14 protein-coding genes and 2 pseudogenes are annotated in these 16,050 nt (G+C 44.3%); 10 read left to right on the top strand and 6 right to left on the bottom strand.

The annotated features are described in order from the left end of the window. Window positions 1-17: 17 nt before the first annotated feature. The 4 genes from RB151_RS08255 to RB151_RS08240 are packed head-to-tail and all read left to right on the top strand — an operon-like array spanning window position 18 to window position 5,859. On the top strand, window positions 18-2,726 hold the full coding sequence (locus tag RB151_RS08255; protein ID WP_071547959.1) for a class I SAM-dependent DNA methyltransferase: 2,709 nt from the start codon (window positions 18-20) through the stop codon (window positions 2,724-2,726). Then, complete coding sequence (locus RB151_RS08250; protein WP_071547958.1) at window positions 2,719-4,650, top strand: DEAD/DEAH box helicase; 1,932 nt, start codon at window positions 2,719-2,721, stop codon at window positions 4,648-4,650. Before RB151_RS08255 ends, RB151_RS08250 begins: the two co-directional genes overlap by 8 nt. Window positions 4,651-4,653: 3 nt before the next feature. Further along, window positions 4,654-4,941 carry a hypothetical protein gene (locus RB151_RS08245; protein WP_071547957.1) on the top strand — a complete coding sequence of 96 codons (288 nt, stop codon included), beginning with the start codon at window positions 4,654-4,656 and terminating at the stop codon, window positions 4,939-4,941. 3 nt (window positions 4,942-4,944) lie between these two features. Next, on the top strand, window positions 4,945-5,859 hold the full coding sequence (locus RB151_RS08240) for a GIY-YIG nuclease family protein (RefSeq protein WP_071547956.1): 915 nt from the start codon (window positions 4,945-4,947) through the stop codon (window positions 5,857-5,859). Window positions 5,860-6,374: 515 nt separating this feature from the next. Here RB151_RS08240 and RB151_RS08235 read toward each other — a convergent pair. From RB151_RS08235 to RB151_RS08220, 4 genes and pseudogenes are all read right to left on the bottom strand, one after another. Beyond that, window positions 6,375-6,518 carry a Hok/Gef family protein gene (locus RB151_RS08235; protein ID WP_071547955.1) on the bottom strand — a complete coding sequence of 48 codons (144 nt, stop codon included), beginning with the start codon at window positions 6,516-6,518 and terminating at the stop codon, window positions 6,375-6,377. A gap of 479 nt (window positions 6,519-6,997) precedes the next feature. Then, window positions 6,998-7,201, bottom strand: a complete 204-nt coding sequence (locus tag RB151_RS08230; protein WP_071547954.1) for a hypothetical protein — start codon at window positions 7,199-7,201, stop codon at window positions 6,998-7,000. Between the two features lie 57 nt (window positions 7,202-7,258). Then, a pseudogene (locus tag RB151_RS08225) lies at window positions 7,259-8,095 on the bottom strand (Tn3 family transposase); the annotation flags it as partial. A 277-nt stretch (window positions 8,096-8,372) separates the two neighbouring features. Continuing rightward, window positions 8,373-9,377: an IS110-like element IS4321 family transposase gene (locus RB151_RS08220; protein ID WP_000427623.1), complete on the bottom strand. Its 1,005-nt coding sequence runs from the start codon at window positions 9,375-9,377 to the stop codon at window positions 8,373-8,375. A 137-nt stretch (window positions 9,378-9,514) separates the two neighbouring features. Here RB151_RS08220 and RB151_RS08215 point away from each other — a divergent pair, with 137 nt between their 5' ends. From RB151_RS08215 to RB151_RS08195, 5 genes are all read left to right on the top strand, one after another. Further along, on the top strand, window positions 9,515-10,219 hold the full coding sequence (locus RB151_RS08215) for an IS6-like element IS26 family transposase (protein WP_001067855.1): 705 nt from the start codon (window positions 9,515-9,517) through the stop codon (window positions 10,217-10,219). Window positions 10,220-10,224: 5 nt separating this feature from the next. Then, on the top strand, window positions 10,225-10,365 hold the full coding sequence (locus tag RB151_RS24255; protein WP_001044210.1) for a hypothetical protein: 141 nt from the start codon (window positions 10,225-10,227) through the stop codon (window positions 10,363-10,365). A gap of 485 nt (window positions 10,366-10,850) precedes the next feature. Then, window positions 10,851-11,588 (top strand): recombinase family protein, encoded by a 738-nt coding sequence (locus RB151_RS08205; RefSeq protein WP_001446887.1) that lies wholly within the window; start codon window positions 10,851-10,853, stop codon window positions 11,586-11,588. After that, on the top strand, window positions 11,585-11,809 hold the full coding sequence (locus RB151_RS08200; protein WP_000743213.1) for a hypothetical protein: 225 nt from the start codon (window positions 11,585-11,587) through the stop codon (window positions 11,807-11,809). The genes RB151_RS08205 and RB151_RS08200 overlap by 4 nt, the downstream gene beginning before the upstream one ends. A 210-nt stretch (window positions 11,810-12,019) precedes the next feature. After that, window positions 12,020-13,513, top strand: coding sequence for an IS91-like element ISCR2 family transposase (locus RB151_RS08195; protein ID WP_001120888.1), 1,494 nt, complete (start codon window positions 12,020-12,022; stop codon window positions 13,511-13,513). 332 nt (window positions 13,514-13,845) lie between these two features. On the opposite strand, the gene erm is transcribed toward RB151_RS08195, so the two are convergent. Together erm and folP are read right to left on the bottom strand one after the other, a co-directional pair. After that, window positions 13,846-14,715, bottom strand: a complete 870-nt coding sequence (gene erm / locus RB151_RS08185; RefSeq protein WP_039110121.1) for a 23S ribosomal RNA methyltransferase Erm — start codon at window positions 14,713-14,715, stop codon at window positions 13,846-13,848. Then, a pseudogene (gene folP / locus RB151_RS08180) lies at window positions 14,714-15,361 on the bottom strand (dihydropteroate synthase); the annotation flags it as partial. The gene erm and the pseudogene folP, both read right to left, overlap by 2 nt. Window positions 15,362-15,667: 306 nt before the next feature. Here folP and RB151_RS08170 point away from each other — a divergent pair. Beyond that, window positions 15,668-15,979 carry a hypothetical protein gene (locus RB151_RS08170; RefSeq protein WP_000338945.1) on the top strand — a complete coding sequence of 104 codons (312 nt, stop codon included), beginning with the start codon at window positions 15,668-15,670 and terminating at the stop codon, window positions 15,977-15,979. The last annotated feature ends 71 nt before the right edge of the window (window positions 15,980-16,050 follow it).

The following is a 16,050-nucleotide window of genomic DNA, read 5'->3' as shown; positions in this document are numbered from 1 at the left end:
AATGGTTGTCATGTCACATGAATATTGTCCAAATCGAAGAAAATGTTAAACAGATCATCAGTAAAATTACTCAAGATGAGTTAAACAAACAAGACTTTATCTATGAGTTGCTTTTAGCTTATGGACATCGCAGTCAGTCTGTGGGGCGTGTGCGCTCTGGTGAGCGAAATTTAGCTGAAGATAAGGAAAACTCTGTTTTTTGGAAGCGCCAACTCTATTTTAAAATTGCAAAACAACAAGATCTATATGGTCTCATTGACCAAATGAAGCAAGAAAGACGAACTGAAGGCAATAAGATTCGTTTCTTAATAGTCACGGATTTTAAAAAATTATTAGCTATTGATACCAAAACAAATGATAGTTTGGATATCGAGTTTAGTGATTTAGCTAAAAAATTTGATTTCTTCCTACCATGGGCTGGGATGGAGAAAGCTGTATATCAGGGTGAAAACCCAGCGGATGTTAAAGCAGCCGAAAAATTGGCAAAGCTCTTTGACGAAATTAAAGCAGATAATTTCGATGAAGATGGCTTAAATAATAAAGAGAATTTACATCAACTCAATATTTTCTTATCACGATTACTGTTTTGTTATTTTGCTGAAGATACAGAAATTTTCAAAGATAAACAGTTTTCTGATGCTATTGGTTCTCATACAAAACAAGATGGTTCAGATCTATCAGACTATTTAAAGCGATTGTTTGTTGTTTTAAATCAATCAAAACAGCAACGCCCTAAAGATCTACCAGACTACTTATCAGATTTTCCTTATGTAAATGGTGGTCTCTTTAAGGATGATATCCAAGTTCCTAAATTTAACCGTAAATCACGCCAAATCTTGATTGAATGTGGTGCAGAATTAGATTGGTCTGATATTAATCCTGATATTTTTGGTTCAATGTTCCAAGCAGTTGTTCATACGGAACAACGTAGCAATATGGGACAGCACTATACGTCTGTTCCAAATATTATGAAGGTTATTGAACCTTTATTTTTGAATGACCTTTACGAAGAACTAGAAAAGAATCAGGACAGCATAAATAAATTATTGCAGCTACAGCAGCGTTTAGGGCAATTGAAAATTTTTGACCCTGCATGTGGTTCAGGAAACTTTCTTATTATTGCTTATAAAGAGCTTCGTAAGTTTGAAAAGGAGCTTTTAAAACGTATTCAAGAGCTTGAACTTGATAAAACAGGTCAGCTTTCAAAACCATTTTCAGTGATTCAGGTTTCTCAATTTTATGGTATAGAAATTGATGATTTTGCACATGAAATAGCCATATTATCTTTATGGTTAGCTGAACACCAAATGAATATTGCTTTTAAAGATGAATTTGGAGAATCTTTACCATCCTTACCTCTTAAAAAAGGAGGTAATATCATAAATGCAAATGCCGTCCAAATAAGTTGGTCAGATCTATGTCCAATTACAGAAAACGATGAAGTCTTCGTGCTAGGGAACCCTCCTTACAAAGGTTTTTCACAACAATCAGAAAGTCAAAAAAATGATTTATATGCTGTAATTGGTTCAACTACGAAATTAGATTATATATCCTGTTGGTTTATTAAAGGTTCACAATATATTAAAAGTACTAAAGGCTCTCTTGCATTTGTTTCAACAAACTCTTTATCTCAAGGGGAGCAAGTTTCATTACTTTGGCCTCTCATTTATCAAAATAATGTAGATATACATTTTGCACATAAAGCTTTTAAATGGACTAATAGTGCAAAATCTAATGCAGGTGTTACATGTATTATTGTTGGATTGATTAATAACGAATACTTGCCTTTAAATAGAAAGCTTTATCAGGAAAATAGAGTCCTAGTTTGCAAAAATATTAGTCCTTATTTAACCTCTTTAAATACTCCTACTGTCTCTAAAAGAACAAAAGTTCTATCAAATTTACCTAAAATGGTTTTAGGAAATATGCCTAATGATTGGGGATATTTGCATTTTTCAACAGAAGAAAAGGATCAATTAATTAATGAGTATCCAAAATTAAAACCATTTATTAAAAAAGTTGTTGGTTCTAATGAGTTTATTAAAGGCATAGACAGATGGTGTTTATGGATATCAGAAGGAGATTTACATGAAATTAAGGATATTCCACCAATGCAAGAGCGGTTAAATTCAGTGTATGTCGAGCGTGCACAAAGTAAAAAAAAGTCATATCAACAATTTGCCGATCGTCCATATCGTTTTATTGAGATTAGACACCAAGCAGGTTCAGCTATAATTATTCCAGGAACATCTTCGGAACGTCGTCCATATATTCCGATAGGTTTTTTAGATGATTCGATCATAATTAATAATCTTGCGTTTGCTATATATAATCCAGAACCTTATGTATTTTCCCTTCTAACATCCAAAATGCACATGCTTTGGGTAAGAGCTGTCGGAGGGGCACTTGAGACACGTTTAAGGTATTCATCGGTGCTTTGCTACAATACATTCCCATTTCCTAAAATTACTAAGGAGTTAAAGGAGGAGTTAGTTGCATCAGCATTTAACATCTTAACGATTAGAGAAACATATTCAAATTTACCAATGTCTAAATTATATGATCCAGATACTATGCCATTAGATCTATTATTAGCACATCAGGAAAATGATAGAATTGTTGAGCAGTGCTATTATAAAAAAACATTAGATTCAGATGAAGAAAGACTTGAGCACCTTTTTAATCTTTATAATAAGATGATTGAGGAGGAGCGTTTAAATGATTAATATAATTGATGTTTGTTACCAGCAAACTGGTGAAAGCACCTCAACAAACAACATGGGTATGCGGGCTATGCAAGCTCGTGCTTACGCATCTCGCAACTCACAATATTTATTGTTAAAAGCACCACCCGCTTCAGGTAAATCTCGTGCATTAATGTTCCTAGCGTTGGATAAACTGCATAATCAAGGTATTAAAAAAGTTATCGTAGCTGTACCTGAACGCTCTATCGGTGGTTCATTTGCTAACACTAAGCTTACAGAAAATGGTTTTTTTGCAGATTGGGATATTAAACCTGAAAACAACTTATGTACTGCTGGTGGGGACAAAAGCAAAGTAAAAGCCTTTAAACGCTTTATAGAAGACTCTGATCAGATCTTGGTGTGTACCCATGCTACATTAAGATTCGCTTTTGAAGAGCTTGAAGATAAGGTATTTGACAACACATTAGTCGCAATTGATGAATTCCATCATGTATCAGCAGATGCCGATAATATTTTAGGTACTGTTCTTAAATCTCTGATGGACAATACCACAGCTCATATTATTGCAATGACAGGCTCTTACTTCCGTGGTGATAGCGTTCCTGTACTTACCCCTGAAGATGAAGCCAAGTTTGATAAAGTTTCGTTCAACTATTATGAACAATTAAATGGTTACACTTACTTAAAATCACTTGGCATAGGATATCACTTTTATAAAGGTCGTTATTTTACTAAAGATGATGAAGGTAATATTGCTCTTGAGTATGTATTAGATACCGACAAAAAGACCATCATTCATATTCCAAATGTAAATTCAGGTGAATCAACCAAAGATAAATATGATGAAGTTGATGCCATTCTCGAAATTATTGGCGAGTTCATTGCTAAAGCCCCCGATACTGGCATTATTACCATCAAACGTCCAGATGGTAAGATTTTAAAAGTAGCTGATCTAGTTGAAGAAGATGGGCGCGACAAAGTTGTTGAATATCTACGAAATATCAAAACAGTCGATGATCTTGATCTAATTATTGCTCTTGGAATGGCAAAAGAAGGGTTTGACTGGCAATTCTGTGAACATGCCTTAACGATTGGTTATCGGGGATCTTTGACAGAAATTGTGCAAATCGTAGGTCGCTGTACTCGTGATAGCTCAAACAAATCACATGCACAGTTCACAAATCTTATTGCACAACCTGATGCTCAAGATACTGAAGTCAAATTTGCAGTAAATAACATGCTTAAAGCAATTACTGCATCTTTGCTCATGGAGCAGATCCTTGCACCAAACTTCAAGTTTAAAACTAAACGAGATGATGAGGATATTGTTCCACCAGGCACTTTAACCATCAAAGGATTTAAAGAACCAAGTACAGCAAAAACAAAAGCGATTATTGAAAATGATCTTGTGGATCTAAAAGCAGCAATTCTTCAAGATGCCAAAGTGATCGCTGGCTCTGCTGGAAAGGTTGAGCCTGAAGTAGTCAATAAGGTCCTTATTCCAAAGATTATCCAAACTAAATATCCAGATTTAACAAAATCAGAGCTTGAGGAAGTGAGTCAATATTTAGTAGTTGACTCAGTGATTAGTACAGCAGAAGTAAAAGAAGTCGGTGATAAGAAATTTATTCGTATGGCGGATAAGTTTGTCAATATTGATGATCTCAATATTGATCTTATTCAATCTGTGAATCCATTCCAAAAGGCTTTTGAGATTCTGTCAAAGGATGTCACAGTGAATGTTTTGAAATTGATTAAAGAAGCAATTGAAGCAACTAAAATTAGTATGACTCAGGAAGAAGCAATTGAGCTGTGGCCTAAACTCAAAGCCTTCACTAAACAAACAGGACGTGAACCTAGTCTAGAGTCAAGTAACTTAATTGAGAAGCGACTAGCTGAATGCTTAATCTATATTCGTGAACAACGTAGACGAGCTGGAGTGTAAAACATGGAAGATTTTGACTGGCTTCACGATATGATTGCTGATGACGATTTGGGGCTTTTAAAAGTTAAGAAAAAGACTTCAGCCCTAACTGCTGATGAACAATTAGTCTCTAAATTTAATGAAATCAATAACTTTATGACACAGCATGGACGTGTACCTACCAAAAATATGGCAAACATTTCGGAGTTTATGCTTGCGAGTCGTCTAGAATCGATCAAGAGTAATCCAGAGCAATATATGGCTTTGGCAGATTACGATGAACATAATTTGCTCCCAGAACAGCAGGACTAAAACATGTCTGAGATTAAATCTCTCGAAGATATTTTTAATGATGATGATCTAGGTCTACTAGATGATGGTCAAGATGGTGACATCTTTAAGATTAAACATGTTACTGCCCAACGTGCTGCTGCAGACGAGGTTGCTAAACGCAAACGCTGTAAGGACTTTGATCAATTTGAACATCTATTTAAAAATGTTCATCAAGAGCTTCGGGAAGGTAAACGTAAGTTATTACCTTTCAACGATAAGGGATACCAACTAGTTGAAGGTAATTACTATGTTTTAAATGGCTTGCTGGTTTATCTTGCAGATATCAATTTTACGTCTGAGGCTAAAACCGTGGATGGCAAGCGTTTTCGTAAAGATGGTCGGACACGAACCATCTTTGAGAATGGCACCGAATCAACTATGCTTTATCGCTCACTAGCTAAAGCATTGTATAAAGATGGACGTATTGTTTCAGAAACGAATGAGCAAGAAAACTCCAATTTCTATACTCATTTTGGCGGTATTACCGAAGATGATACATCTACAGGTTATATTTATATCCTAAAGTCACAAAGTAAAGATCCACGCATTCAGTCACTTGATCACCTCTATAAAATTGGATTTGCAACTACAACTGTTGAAAAACGTATTGCTAATGCAAAAAAAGAACCTACCTATTTGATGGCTGATGTTGACGTAATTGCTGAGTATCAAGCATTCAATATTAACCCACAGAAATTTGAATATTACTTACATGCTTTCTTTGGTGAGTCTTGCCTTGATTTATTTGTTGCAGATAAAGATGGTAAAAATCATCAACCTAAAGAGTGGTTTATTGCGCCTTTAAATGTGATTCAACAAGCCGTTGAATTATTAGTAAATGGCCAAATTACGAATTACAAATACAATAAGTTGGCGAAAGAGATTGAGTTGAGATAGTAATTTTTTTATCTTAATTACAATTGATATGAAAATTACCTATAAAATAGAACTATAATAAATGTATGATAGTTCTATTAAACAACTATAATAAAAACCTATTGGGATAGGTTCTAAGCTCTATTTTAGATGTTATTTTCTCTGTAAATGATTATGTTTTGTTTTTGATAATTTTAATAATGATTTTCGCTAAATCGAAATCAAGACTATTCAAATTTGCATTTGGTTATTCTGGTATATCAGTTGTATTTTTACTCTTTAGTTATTTTATCAGAGATGATTTACTGTTTGATATTAATAATACACCGCGATTCGGATTATTGATGATCAATATAGGCATGATTACAACAGCATTATATTTAATATACTGGCTTATCTATCTATTCAACGAAAGTGGCATGATTGATAGCAAAAAGAGTAAACCATAGTTAACCGAATAAAAGGGTGCTTGTATCACCAAACTATCGTAATCTGTAAAAGAGAAAATGTGGGGGTTTCCCCCCACAAGAGCAACGTTACTTATCACAAGATAACGTTGCTTGAACCACTGTGCCTCCGCTTGTGAAATTTAGTGAACATAAGCGATCACGCATTAACAATGAGAAGCACAGAACTGTGATGCACACAGCAATCAGCCCTATCAGGGCAAATTTGCTCATTTCTCTTGACTCCTTGAGTAAAAGGAGACAGAATCAAATTGCGAAGTTTGTAGACTGCCTCGAATTGAGATTAACATCAAGATTCGGGGCTTTCGTCTTTTTGGCTCTTAGCAATGCTCGAACCAAAATGATTCAAGCACCCAAGACGATATTATCAGATTATTATTAAGAGACATACTATTTATTGGTAATTATAACATTATATTTTAATTATGTTTTTTCATTTTTTTAAGTAATGATTGCATTATCAAAAAAGACTAATAAATGAATATATTCAATATCGTCAAGGCTAAAAGAGCTTAACTTTGAATGTAATAATTCCTTTTTAGTATCATCAGAAAGATGCTCTAATAGCATCCTATCCACTTTTGATAATCGACCTATTTTATCCCTAGCAAGGAAATTAAATTGATCCTCTATATTAATTATCTTTGCTATTATGTCGTAGTCACTTTTAGAGATTTTTATTCTTTCAGTTTTTATTTTCGATTGCTTTTTAATTCCTTTTTTTCATTGTCTTTGAGTTTTAACCAATCTCTTTTATAGAGCCCACCATTCCGGATAACACCGACTCTCCAATCTATTGATTCAAAATCAGAAATACGTTCAAAATCAATTTTATTCAGTTTATTCAATGGAATAAATTTATCACCGATTAAAAATCGAAAGAGTTGTTTAAGCATTAATCCCTCGCTCAGTTCGTACTAGGGGTTCGAGGTTCAATCGTGTAAAAAACCACGTTAAGGCAATAATTCATTGTTTGAATTGAAATTTAATGGCCTCAACTCTCCCTTCAGAATATTTTCCGGCAGCGTGAACGTATAATGTCCCAGCATGTTGATATGACCGTACATCAGTGGCGACAGGCGTGAGATATGCTCGTCTTCCGGGATCTCACCAGCGCTGCGCAAATGTGATAGCGCTTCCTGCATATAAAGCGTGTTCCACAATACAACTGCGTTAGTGACAAGCCCCAGCGCACCCAGTTGATCCTCCTGCCCCTCACGGTAACGTTTTCTAATCTCACCACGTTGGCCGTAACAGATCGCCCTTGCCACGGCGTGACGGCCTTCTCCCCGGTTAAGCTGAGTCAGTATCCTGCGACGATATTCTTCATCATCAATGTAGTTGAGGAGGTACAGCGTCTTGTTGACCCGTCCCACCTCCATAATCGCCTGCGCCAGCCCTGACGGACGGGAACTTTTTAAAAGCGAGCCCACAAGTTCTGAGGCGTGGACTGTACCCAGCTTCAGAGAACCGGAAACCCTCATCATTTCATCCCATTGGGTTTCTATCTTTGACAGTTCAACGCATCCCCGCGCCAGCTCATCCAGTACCCCGTAGTTCGCATTTTTATCTGCACGCCAAAATACCGCCTCACCGGCATCTGCCAGGCGGGGCGAAAACTGGTAGCCCAGCAGCCAGAACAGGCCAAAGATAATGTCGCTGGACCCTCCAGTGTCCGTCATAATCTCCACCGGATTCAGCCCCGTCTGCTGCTCCAGAAGCCCTTCCAGCACAAAGATAGAGTCACGCAACGTACCGGGGATAACGATGCCGTGAAAGCCGGAATACTGGGGGTCGCCTCAGAAAACGGAATCTATGGTCACTCCCGTTTTTGCAACACCGATTTTGACGACAAGTTGGCTTGCTTGAATCTATCCGGCGTCTGAATGGGATTTTATTCCCGCGCCTTGATGAGTTCCGCGCCTGATGAACCTCCAGAAAATATACGGCTTCAATGAGCCTTTCCGTTTTACAGGTTCCTCAACAGGCCGGTGGGCCGTTAGTATCATCAATATCAGTATTCGCAAAACCAGATCAGTAATTCTTTAAACCGGTGTATTTCTGCCGTTATGCTACATAAGTTTGCTGTCGTGCCGTTAGGGCCCAGGCTATTCTGGCCAGCTTGTTTGCCAGAGCACAAGTGACGACAAAGTTGCTTTTCCGGCACAGTAAATCCCTGACCCAATCGGCCAATTTGCCAGACTGGTGTTCCAGTTTTTGTATGAATACCCTGGCACATTGAACCAACAAAGTTCGGATCTTTTTATTACCTCGCTTACTAATTCCCAGCAATGTCGTCCTACCTCCCGTGCTGTACTGCCGAGGTACAAGCCCTGTTGCCGCCGCAAAGTCACGGCTGCTGGCGTACTGCTTCCCGTCGCCAATCTCAGTTGAAATAGTACTCGCTGTCAGTGTTCCGACGCAGGGAATGCTCAGCAAGCGCTGTCCAACCTCATCTTCGTCCAACTTTCGTTTCAACTGGGATTCCAAATCTTTAATCTGCTCAACAAGATAGTGATAATGCTGTTGTAATTTCAGCAATAACTGGCTGAGGTAAAGAGGCAAACTATTATCCTCAAGAATGGTACTCAGTCGGCTAATAACGGCAGCTCCTCGGGGAACGCTAATGCCAAATTCCAGCAGAAAAGCATGCATTTGATTGGTTGTTTTTACCTTATCCTGAACCAGGGATTCACGGACACGATGCAGAGCCCGCATTGCCTGCTGAGATTCCGTTCTGGGCTGCACAAAACGCATAGACGGACGCGATGCAGCTTCACAAATAGCTTCGGCGTCGACAAAGTCGTTTTTATTGCTTTTAACGAACGGGCGGACAAATTGTGGTGATATCAGCTTTGGGGAATGCCCCAACTCTTCCAACTTGCGTGCCATAAAGTGAGAACCGCCACAGGCTTCCATTGCGATGGTTGTAGCGGGGCATGTCGCCAAAAATTCGATCAACTTTGGCCGGGTAAATTTTTTACGGTAAACAGCCTTCCCGCGACGATCCTGGCAATGAATATGGAAAGAGTTTTTACCCAGATCGATACCAATGAGCGCAATGTTTTCCATGATAGTTCTCCGAATGAAAGCCTGTCCTCAGCATAGTACCGGGAAGGAGGGAGTGACCATCTCATTAAATAAAGGGCACTGTTGCAAATAGTCGGTGGTGATAAACTTATCATCCCCTTTTGCTGATGGAGCTGCACATGAACCCATTCAAAGGCCGGCATTTTCAGCGTGACATCATTCTGTGGGCCGTACGCTGGTACTGCAAATACGGCATCAGTTACCGTGAGCTGCAGGAGATGCTGGCTGAACGCGGAGTGAATGTCGATCACTCCACGATTTACCGCTGGGTTCAGCGTTATGCGCCTGAAATGGAAAAACGGCTGCGCTGGTACTGGCGTAACCCTTCCGATCTTTGCCCGTGGCACATGGATGAAACCTACGTGAAGGTCAATGGCCGCTGGGCGTATCTGTACCGGGCCGTCGACAGCCGGGGCCGCACTGTCGATTTTTATCTCTCCTCCCGTCGTAACAGCAAAGCTGCATACCGGTTTCTGGGTAAAATCCTCAACAACGTGAAGAAGTGGCAGATCCCGCGATTCATCAACACGGATAAAGCGCCCGCCTATGGTCGCGCGCTTGCTCTGCTCAAACGCGAAGGCCGGTGCCCGTCTGACGTTGAACACCGACAGATTAAGTACCGGAACAACGTGATTGAATGCGATCATGGCAAACTGAAACGGATAATCGGCGCCACGCTGGGATTTAAATCCATGAAGACGGCTTACGCCACCATCAAAGGTATTGAGGTGATGCGTGCACTACGCAAAGGCCAGGCCTCAGCATTTTATTATGGTGATCCCCTGGGCGAAATGCGCCTGGTAAGCAGAGTTTTTGAAATGTAAGGCCTTTGAATAAGACAAAAGGCTGCCTCATCGCTAACTTTGCAACAGTGCCGCGCGACGAGCAGCAGCACCAGGAGCAGAAGCACGTCGAGAAAAAGCAACAGCAGATCGAGCAGCGCCCACGGCGGGCCGCTCGCATCGGATAAGTCGAAAAATCCGGCTAAAGTGGCCGAGCTGCACATCAGGCCGCGCGGTTTTCCTCCCTGATCGCCGGCGCGGTTTCTTCCTCCCTGAACCGCATGCAGACTTGCCGCCTCGGACACCCCGAGGCGGTTTTTTTTCGCCTCGCTCGAGCATCGCCGCATCCGACGATGCCGAGACGACCAGGCCGCGCACGTCGAGCTGCAGCATCGCCATTGCCGACGATGGCACCAGGTCGCCGGCGGTGGCCACCGACCTCGAGCTCGCATCGCCACATCCGACGATGCGCGCCGGCGTCGACCATCGCCAGGTCTGACGATGGCGGCCGCCCTGCCCTGGATCTCGCATCGCCATTTCTGGCGATGAGATCCACGGAGCGGCCATTTAGACCCGCCAATAACGACCCGGCCAAGATAAATCGCATGACGGCCTTTTTGGCCGGGGGTAGCATGACCGGACACTTTGCGTATGCCCAAAGGAGCCCGCAAGTATGCGCAGGACGAAGCCAGTAGCCGCGCCGATGGTGGCGCGGGTCTATCTGCGCGTCAGCACCGACGCGCAGGACTTGGAACGCCAAGAGGCGATCACTACGGCCGCGAAGGCCGCCGGCTACTACGTCGCCGGCATCTACCGTGAGAAGGCATCCGGCGCACGCGCCGACCGGCCTGAGCTGCTGCGCATGATCGGCGACCTACAGCCCGGCGAGGTGGTCATTGCCGAGAAGATCGACCGCATCAGCCGCCTACCTTTGCCCGAGGCCGAGCGCCTGGTGGCCTCGATACAGGCCAAAGGCGCAAGCCTGGCCGTCCCTGGCGTGGTCGATCTATCCGACCTGGCGGCCGAGGCCCAGGGCGTCGCCAAGATCGTGCTGGAAGCCGTGCAGATCATGCTTTTTCGCCTGGCCTTGCAGATGGCCCGCGACGACTACGAGGACAGGCGCGAACGCCAGCGCCAAGGCATTGAGTTGGCCCGCCAGGCCGGGCGGTACAAGGGCCGCCGTGCTGATCCGAAGCGCCGCGCCCAAGTTGTCGCGCTGCGCAAGTCCGGCTACAGCATCAACAAGACCGCCGAGCTGGCCGGGTACAGTGCGGCCCAGGTGAAACGGATATGGGCCGAGGTCAGCCAGGCCGAAGCGAAGCAGCACGGCGCGTTCGTGGAGGACGCATTGACGGAAGCCGATGCCCTGGCCGCTGTCGGCCAGGATGAGCGCCAGGAGGAAAGGGCATGAAGAAGCCGAACCAAGACGACGAGCCGTTTTTCATCACCGAGGAGATTGCGGCCGAAATGATCGCCGGCGGCTATGAGTTCGAGCTGCCGCCCATTCCTTGCACCATCCGCCTACGCGACGTGCTGGAGCGCATGACCGATGCTGAGCTAGCATTGCAGCCGGGCGAGATCGCCGACCAGGAGCGTGAACGCTGCCGGCGCAAGCCGTGTTCAACCTCATGATCTGGTCATGGTATTTTTCATGGCACTGAGCCTGATAGTTCTTGCAAATTGTTGTCACTAAAGGGTTTTGTGTGCTTGTTTACAATCGAGTGGGAGTGACGGGCACTGGCTGGCAATGTCTAGCAACGGCAGGCATTTCGGCTGAGGGTAAAAGAACTTTCCGCTAAGCGATAGACTGTATGTAAACACAGTATTGCAAGGACGCGGAACATGCCTCATGTGGCGGCCAGGACGGCCAGCCGGGATCGGGATACTGGTCGTTACCAGAGCCACCGACCCGAGCAAACCCTTCTCTATCAGATCGTTGACGAGTATTACCCGGCATTCGCTGCGCTTATGGCAGAGCAGGGAAAGGAATTGCCGGGCTATGTGCAACGGGAATTTGAAGAATTTCTCCAATGCGGGCGGCTGGAGCATGGCTTTCTACGGGTTCGCTGCGAGTCTTGCCACGCCGAGCACCTGGTCGCTTTCAGCTGTAAGCGTCGCGGTTTCTGCCCGAGCTGTGGGGCGCGGCGGATGGCCGAAAGTGCCGCCTTGCTGGTTGATGAAGTACTGCCTGAACAACCCATGCGTCAGTGGGTGTTGAGCTTCCCGTTTCAGCTGCGTTTCCTGTTTGCCAGCCGGCCCGAGATCATGGGGTGGGTGCTGGGCATCGTTTACCGCGTCATTGCCACGCACCTGGTCAAGAAAGCGGGCCATACCCACCAAGTGGCCAAGACGGGCGCGGTCACCCTGATCCAGCGTTTTGGATCGGCGCTCAATCTGAATGTTCACTTCCACATGCTGTTTCTCGACGGTGTGTATGTCGAGCAATCCCACGGCTCAGCGCGTTTCCGCTGGGTCAAGGCGCCGACCAGCCCAGAGCTCACCCAGCTGACGCACACCATCGCCCACCGGGTGGGTCGCTATCTGGAACGGCAAGGCCTGCTGGAACGGGATGTCGAAAACAGCTATCTGGCCTCGGATGCGGTGGATGACGACCCGATGACACCCCTGCTGGGGCACTCGATCACTTACCGTATCGCTGTCGGTTCACAGGCGGGGCGAAAGGTGTTCACTTTGCAAACTCTGCCGACCAGTGGTGATCCGTTCGGTGACGGGATTGGCAAGGTAGCCGGGTCCAGCCTGCACGCCGGCGTGGCGGCCAGGGCCGATGAACGCAAGAAGCTCGAACGGCTGTGCCGGTACATCAGCCGCCCGGCGGTATCCGAGAAGCGGCTGTCGTTAACACGAGGCGGCAACGTGCGCTACCAGCTCAAGACGCCGTACCGGGACGGCACCACGCACGTCATTTTCGAACCATTGGATTTCATTGCAAGGCTGGCCGCCCTGGTACCGAAGCCCAGAGTCAACCTAACCCGCTTCCACGGGGTGTTCGCACCCAACAGTCGGCACCGGGCGTTGGTCACGCCGGCAAAACGGGGCAGGGGCAACAAGGTCAGGGTGGCTGATGAACCGGCAACACCAGCACAACGGCGAGCGTCGATGACATGGGCGCAACGGCTCAAGCGTGTTTTCAATATCGACATCGAGACCTGCAGCGGCTGCGGCGGCGCCATGAAAGTCATCGCCTGCATTGAAGACCCTATAGTGATCAAGCAGATCCTTGATCACCTGAAGCACAAAGCCGAAACCAGCGGGACCAGGGCGTTACCCGAAAGCCGGGCGCCACCGGCTGAGCTGCTCCTGGGTCTGTTTGACTGACGAGCCTGAAGGCCAACGATACCAATCAAAATGCTGCGTTCACAGCGCCGCGGCAGGGATCCGCCGTGCTGGTTGTCGGAAAAGGAGCCGCTAGTGGGAAAGAGGAGGGTAAATTTTCAGCGTTGCTGGCTCCCCGTCAGCCGGATTGGGTTGCATCGCAGGGGTGTCGAAAGAGTCAACTGCGGTCCAAAGCTGTTGGACTTGGGTGAAAAGGGCGTTTATTCTTCCTATACGTTTAACATGTCCAAACAATGGAATTGAAAAGAAAACTATCTTTTTCATACTGCTCCTATAACATTTTACTATTTTATAAACTGATTTTAAAAAATTTATTAATACTTTTGTTGTCTGTTCCTGTGCATTCTATTTAATTTAGATTGTTCTAATAACAATTTGGCATAAGAGCCTATAACAAACTTTTTTTTATCATCAGATACAAACTGTTTGTAGGTATTAAATATCTCAACCCATTGCAAATAAGTCCATTCGGAGAAAGTAACATCTTCGTCTAGATTAATAGATTTTCTTAAACGCTTTTGTTGTTCATAAGAAAAAACTTTTTTGGTTTTTTCTTTAAAAAATTTCCCAGGAGCAGCGTACACATACGATAAAAAATCCCAAAACTCTAACATTGTGGCTTTCTTTATATCGCAATATTTCTTTTTATGAAAATGTACCATTACTATAGAAACATTTGGTTTAGGTGTAAAATCGGCTGAGTCAAATTCGTGAACCATTTTAATATCGTACATTGGTTTAAACATAAGTGACTTTAAACTATCTTTATAATATGGAGCTCCCGCATATTTTAGCATCGCTTCATATTGCATAATAATATACATATCCTGTGGCGGATTAGGTGCAGTTAATAATTTTGTTAAAATCTCTGCTGTCATATTAAATGGAATATTTGAAAAAACTTTATACTTTTCATCTGGTAGATTCGTTAACATGAAGTCTTCATTTATAAGTGTCAGTTTAGGATTTTTAAATTTATCCTGTAATAATTGATATAATTTGTTATCCAATTCTATAGCTATAACATTTTTACATCTAGCCAATAATTGTTCTGTAATCATACCTTTTCCGGGACCTATTTCATATACTGTATCTTCTTTAGAGAGATTACTCTCTTCAACAAGTTTTTGAACCAATTTTTTATTATGTAAAAAGTTTTGAGAGTCTTTAATATTTCTTTCCATAAGTTTTCCTTATTTGAGCCTTCAGAAGCACCGGCAAATCGAAGCGCAGCCGCAATTCATCGAACCGCGCCAGCACCGAGAGCGAGGTTTCGGGAGCAGCCCCCAGAAAAAACCCCATGCCGGGATCAAGGACAAGGCGGTTGCGTTTGATACCGGCACCCGTCAGCGCCGCGATGCGCGCGTCAAAGAACGCCGCAATGTGATCCATGATGTCGCCAGCGGGTGCCTCGCGCCGATCTGCCTGCCCGTCTTGCACCGAATGCATAACGACGAGTTTGGCAGATGATTTCGCCAATTGCGGATAGAACGCAGCGTCTGGAAAACCGCGAATATCATTGAGATAGGCCACACCACGCGACAAGGCATAGGCTTGCGTCGCGGGTTGATAACTGTCGAGCGAGACGGGAATGCCATCTGCCTTGAGCGCGTCCAGCACCGGCGCGATACGCGCGATTTCTGTGTCGGACGAAACAGGCGCGGCGTCGGGATTGCTGGATGCCGGACCGAGGTCGATCACATCTGCCCCCTCGGCCATCAGCTTACGCGCCTGCGCAATGGCTGCGTCTGGCGCCAGATACCGGCCTCCATCGGAGAAACTGTCCGAGGTTATGTTGACGATGCCGAAAATGATGAGCGATTTATTCATGGGGGCTTCTATAATAATAATAATCGAGCATGAGTCTCATACGGATGCTCGGGTCGAAAGGGAATCCCCAGGCGAGTAACCTGTTTGCGGTGATCCATTAGCTGCAGGAGCAGAATAGCATACATCTGGAAGCAAAGCCAGGAAAGCGGCCTATGGAGCTGTGCGGCAGCGCTCAGTAGGCAATTTTTCAAAATATTGTTAAGCCTTTTCTGAGCATGGTATTTTTCATGGTATTACCAATTAGCAGGAAAATAAGCCATTGAATATAAAAGATAAAAATGTCTTGTTTACAATAGAGTGGGATAAATGGACGCTAAAGAACTGAACCACATGATAGCTGAGGCCTACAGCCGGGATTTGCAAAAGCCTGAGCTGGTATCGTTCAAAGAGGTGAGTCGCTGGGGGCGTAAGTACGGTTTCCCCGTCGTATGCACTCTGGCCGATGAAAGTGAAGAAAAGCAGATCCACTGGGCTGCCAGTTTGCTCATTCAAGTAGCCGGTACTTGGCCGCGAGAAGATATGCCGGAATTGCTCACACCGGAACGGGGCTCCGCGCTGTTCAACGATGCGATGCAGTTATTGGCGAATGGGCTTGGAGCAGCAAATCAATTGCGCTGACAGCACAAACCTTGTCAATAAGCGGCCTTCATGGCCGTTTTTTTGTTTAAAGTTTGTTTTAACAGAACCAT

Origin of the sequence: Providencia rettgeri (assembly GCF_001874625.1) — a bacterium.
Taxonomy (GTDB): domain Bacteria; phylum Pseudomonadota; class Gammaproteobacteria; order Enterobacterales; family Enterobacteriaceae; genus Providencia; species Providencia huashanensis.
The sequence above is the reverse complement of the archived record's forward strand: the minus strand, read 5'-3'. Positions and strand labels throughout refer to the sequence as shown.

Coding starts and splice junctions, on each gene's coding strand:
- RB151_RS08235 (WP_071547955.1), bottom strand. CDS start 6,518: ATGAGCAAATTTGCCCTGATAGGGCTGATTGCTGTGTGCATCACAGTT.
- RB151_RS08240 (WP_071547956.1), top strand. CDS start 4,945: ATGTCTGAGATTAAATCTCTCGAAGATATTTTTAATGATGATGATCTA.
- erm (WP_039110121.1), bottom strand. CDS start 14,715: ATGGAAAGAAATATTAAAGACTCTCAAAACTTTTTACATAATAAAAAA.
- RB151_RS08195 (WP_001120888.1), top strand. CDS start 12,020: ATGCCTCATGTGGCGGCCAGGACGGCCAGCCGGGATCGGGATACTGGT.
- RB151_RS08230 (WP_071547954.1), bottom strand. CDS start 7,201: ATGCTTAAACAACTCTTTCGATTTTTAATCGGTGATAAATTTATTCCA.
- RB151_RS08170 (WP_000338945.1), top strand. CDS start 15,668: ATGGACGCTAAAGAACTGAACCACATGATAGCTGAGGCCTACAGCCGG.
- RB151_RS08255 (WP_071547959.1), top strand. CDS start 18: ATGAATATTGTCCAAATCGAAGAAAATGTTAAACAGATCATCAGTAAA.
- RB151_RS08200 (WP_000743213.1), top strand. CDS start 11,585: ATGAAGAAGCCGAACCAAGACGACGAGCCGTTTTTCATCACCGAGGAG.
- RB151_RS08245 (WP_071547957.1), top strand. CDS start 4,654: ATGGAAGATTTTGACTGGCTTCACGATATGATTGCTGATGACGATTTG.
- RB151_RS08250 (WP_071547958.1), top strand. CDS start 2,719: ATGATTAATATAATTGATGTTTGTTACCAGCAAACTGGTGAAAGCACC.
- RB151_RS08205 (WP_001446887.1), top strand. CDS start 10,851: ATGCGCAGGACGAAGCCAGTAGCCGCGCCGATGGTGGCGCGGGTCTAT.
- RB151_RS08215 (WP_001067855.1), top strand. CDS start 9,515: ATGAACCCATTCAAAGGCCGGCATTTTCAGCGTGACATCATTCTGTGG.
- RB151_RS08220 (WP_000427623.1), bottom strand. CDS start 9,377: ATGGAAAACATTGCGCTCATTGGTATCGATCTGGGTAAAAACTCTTTC.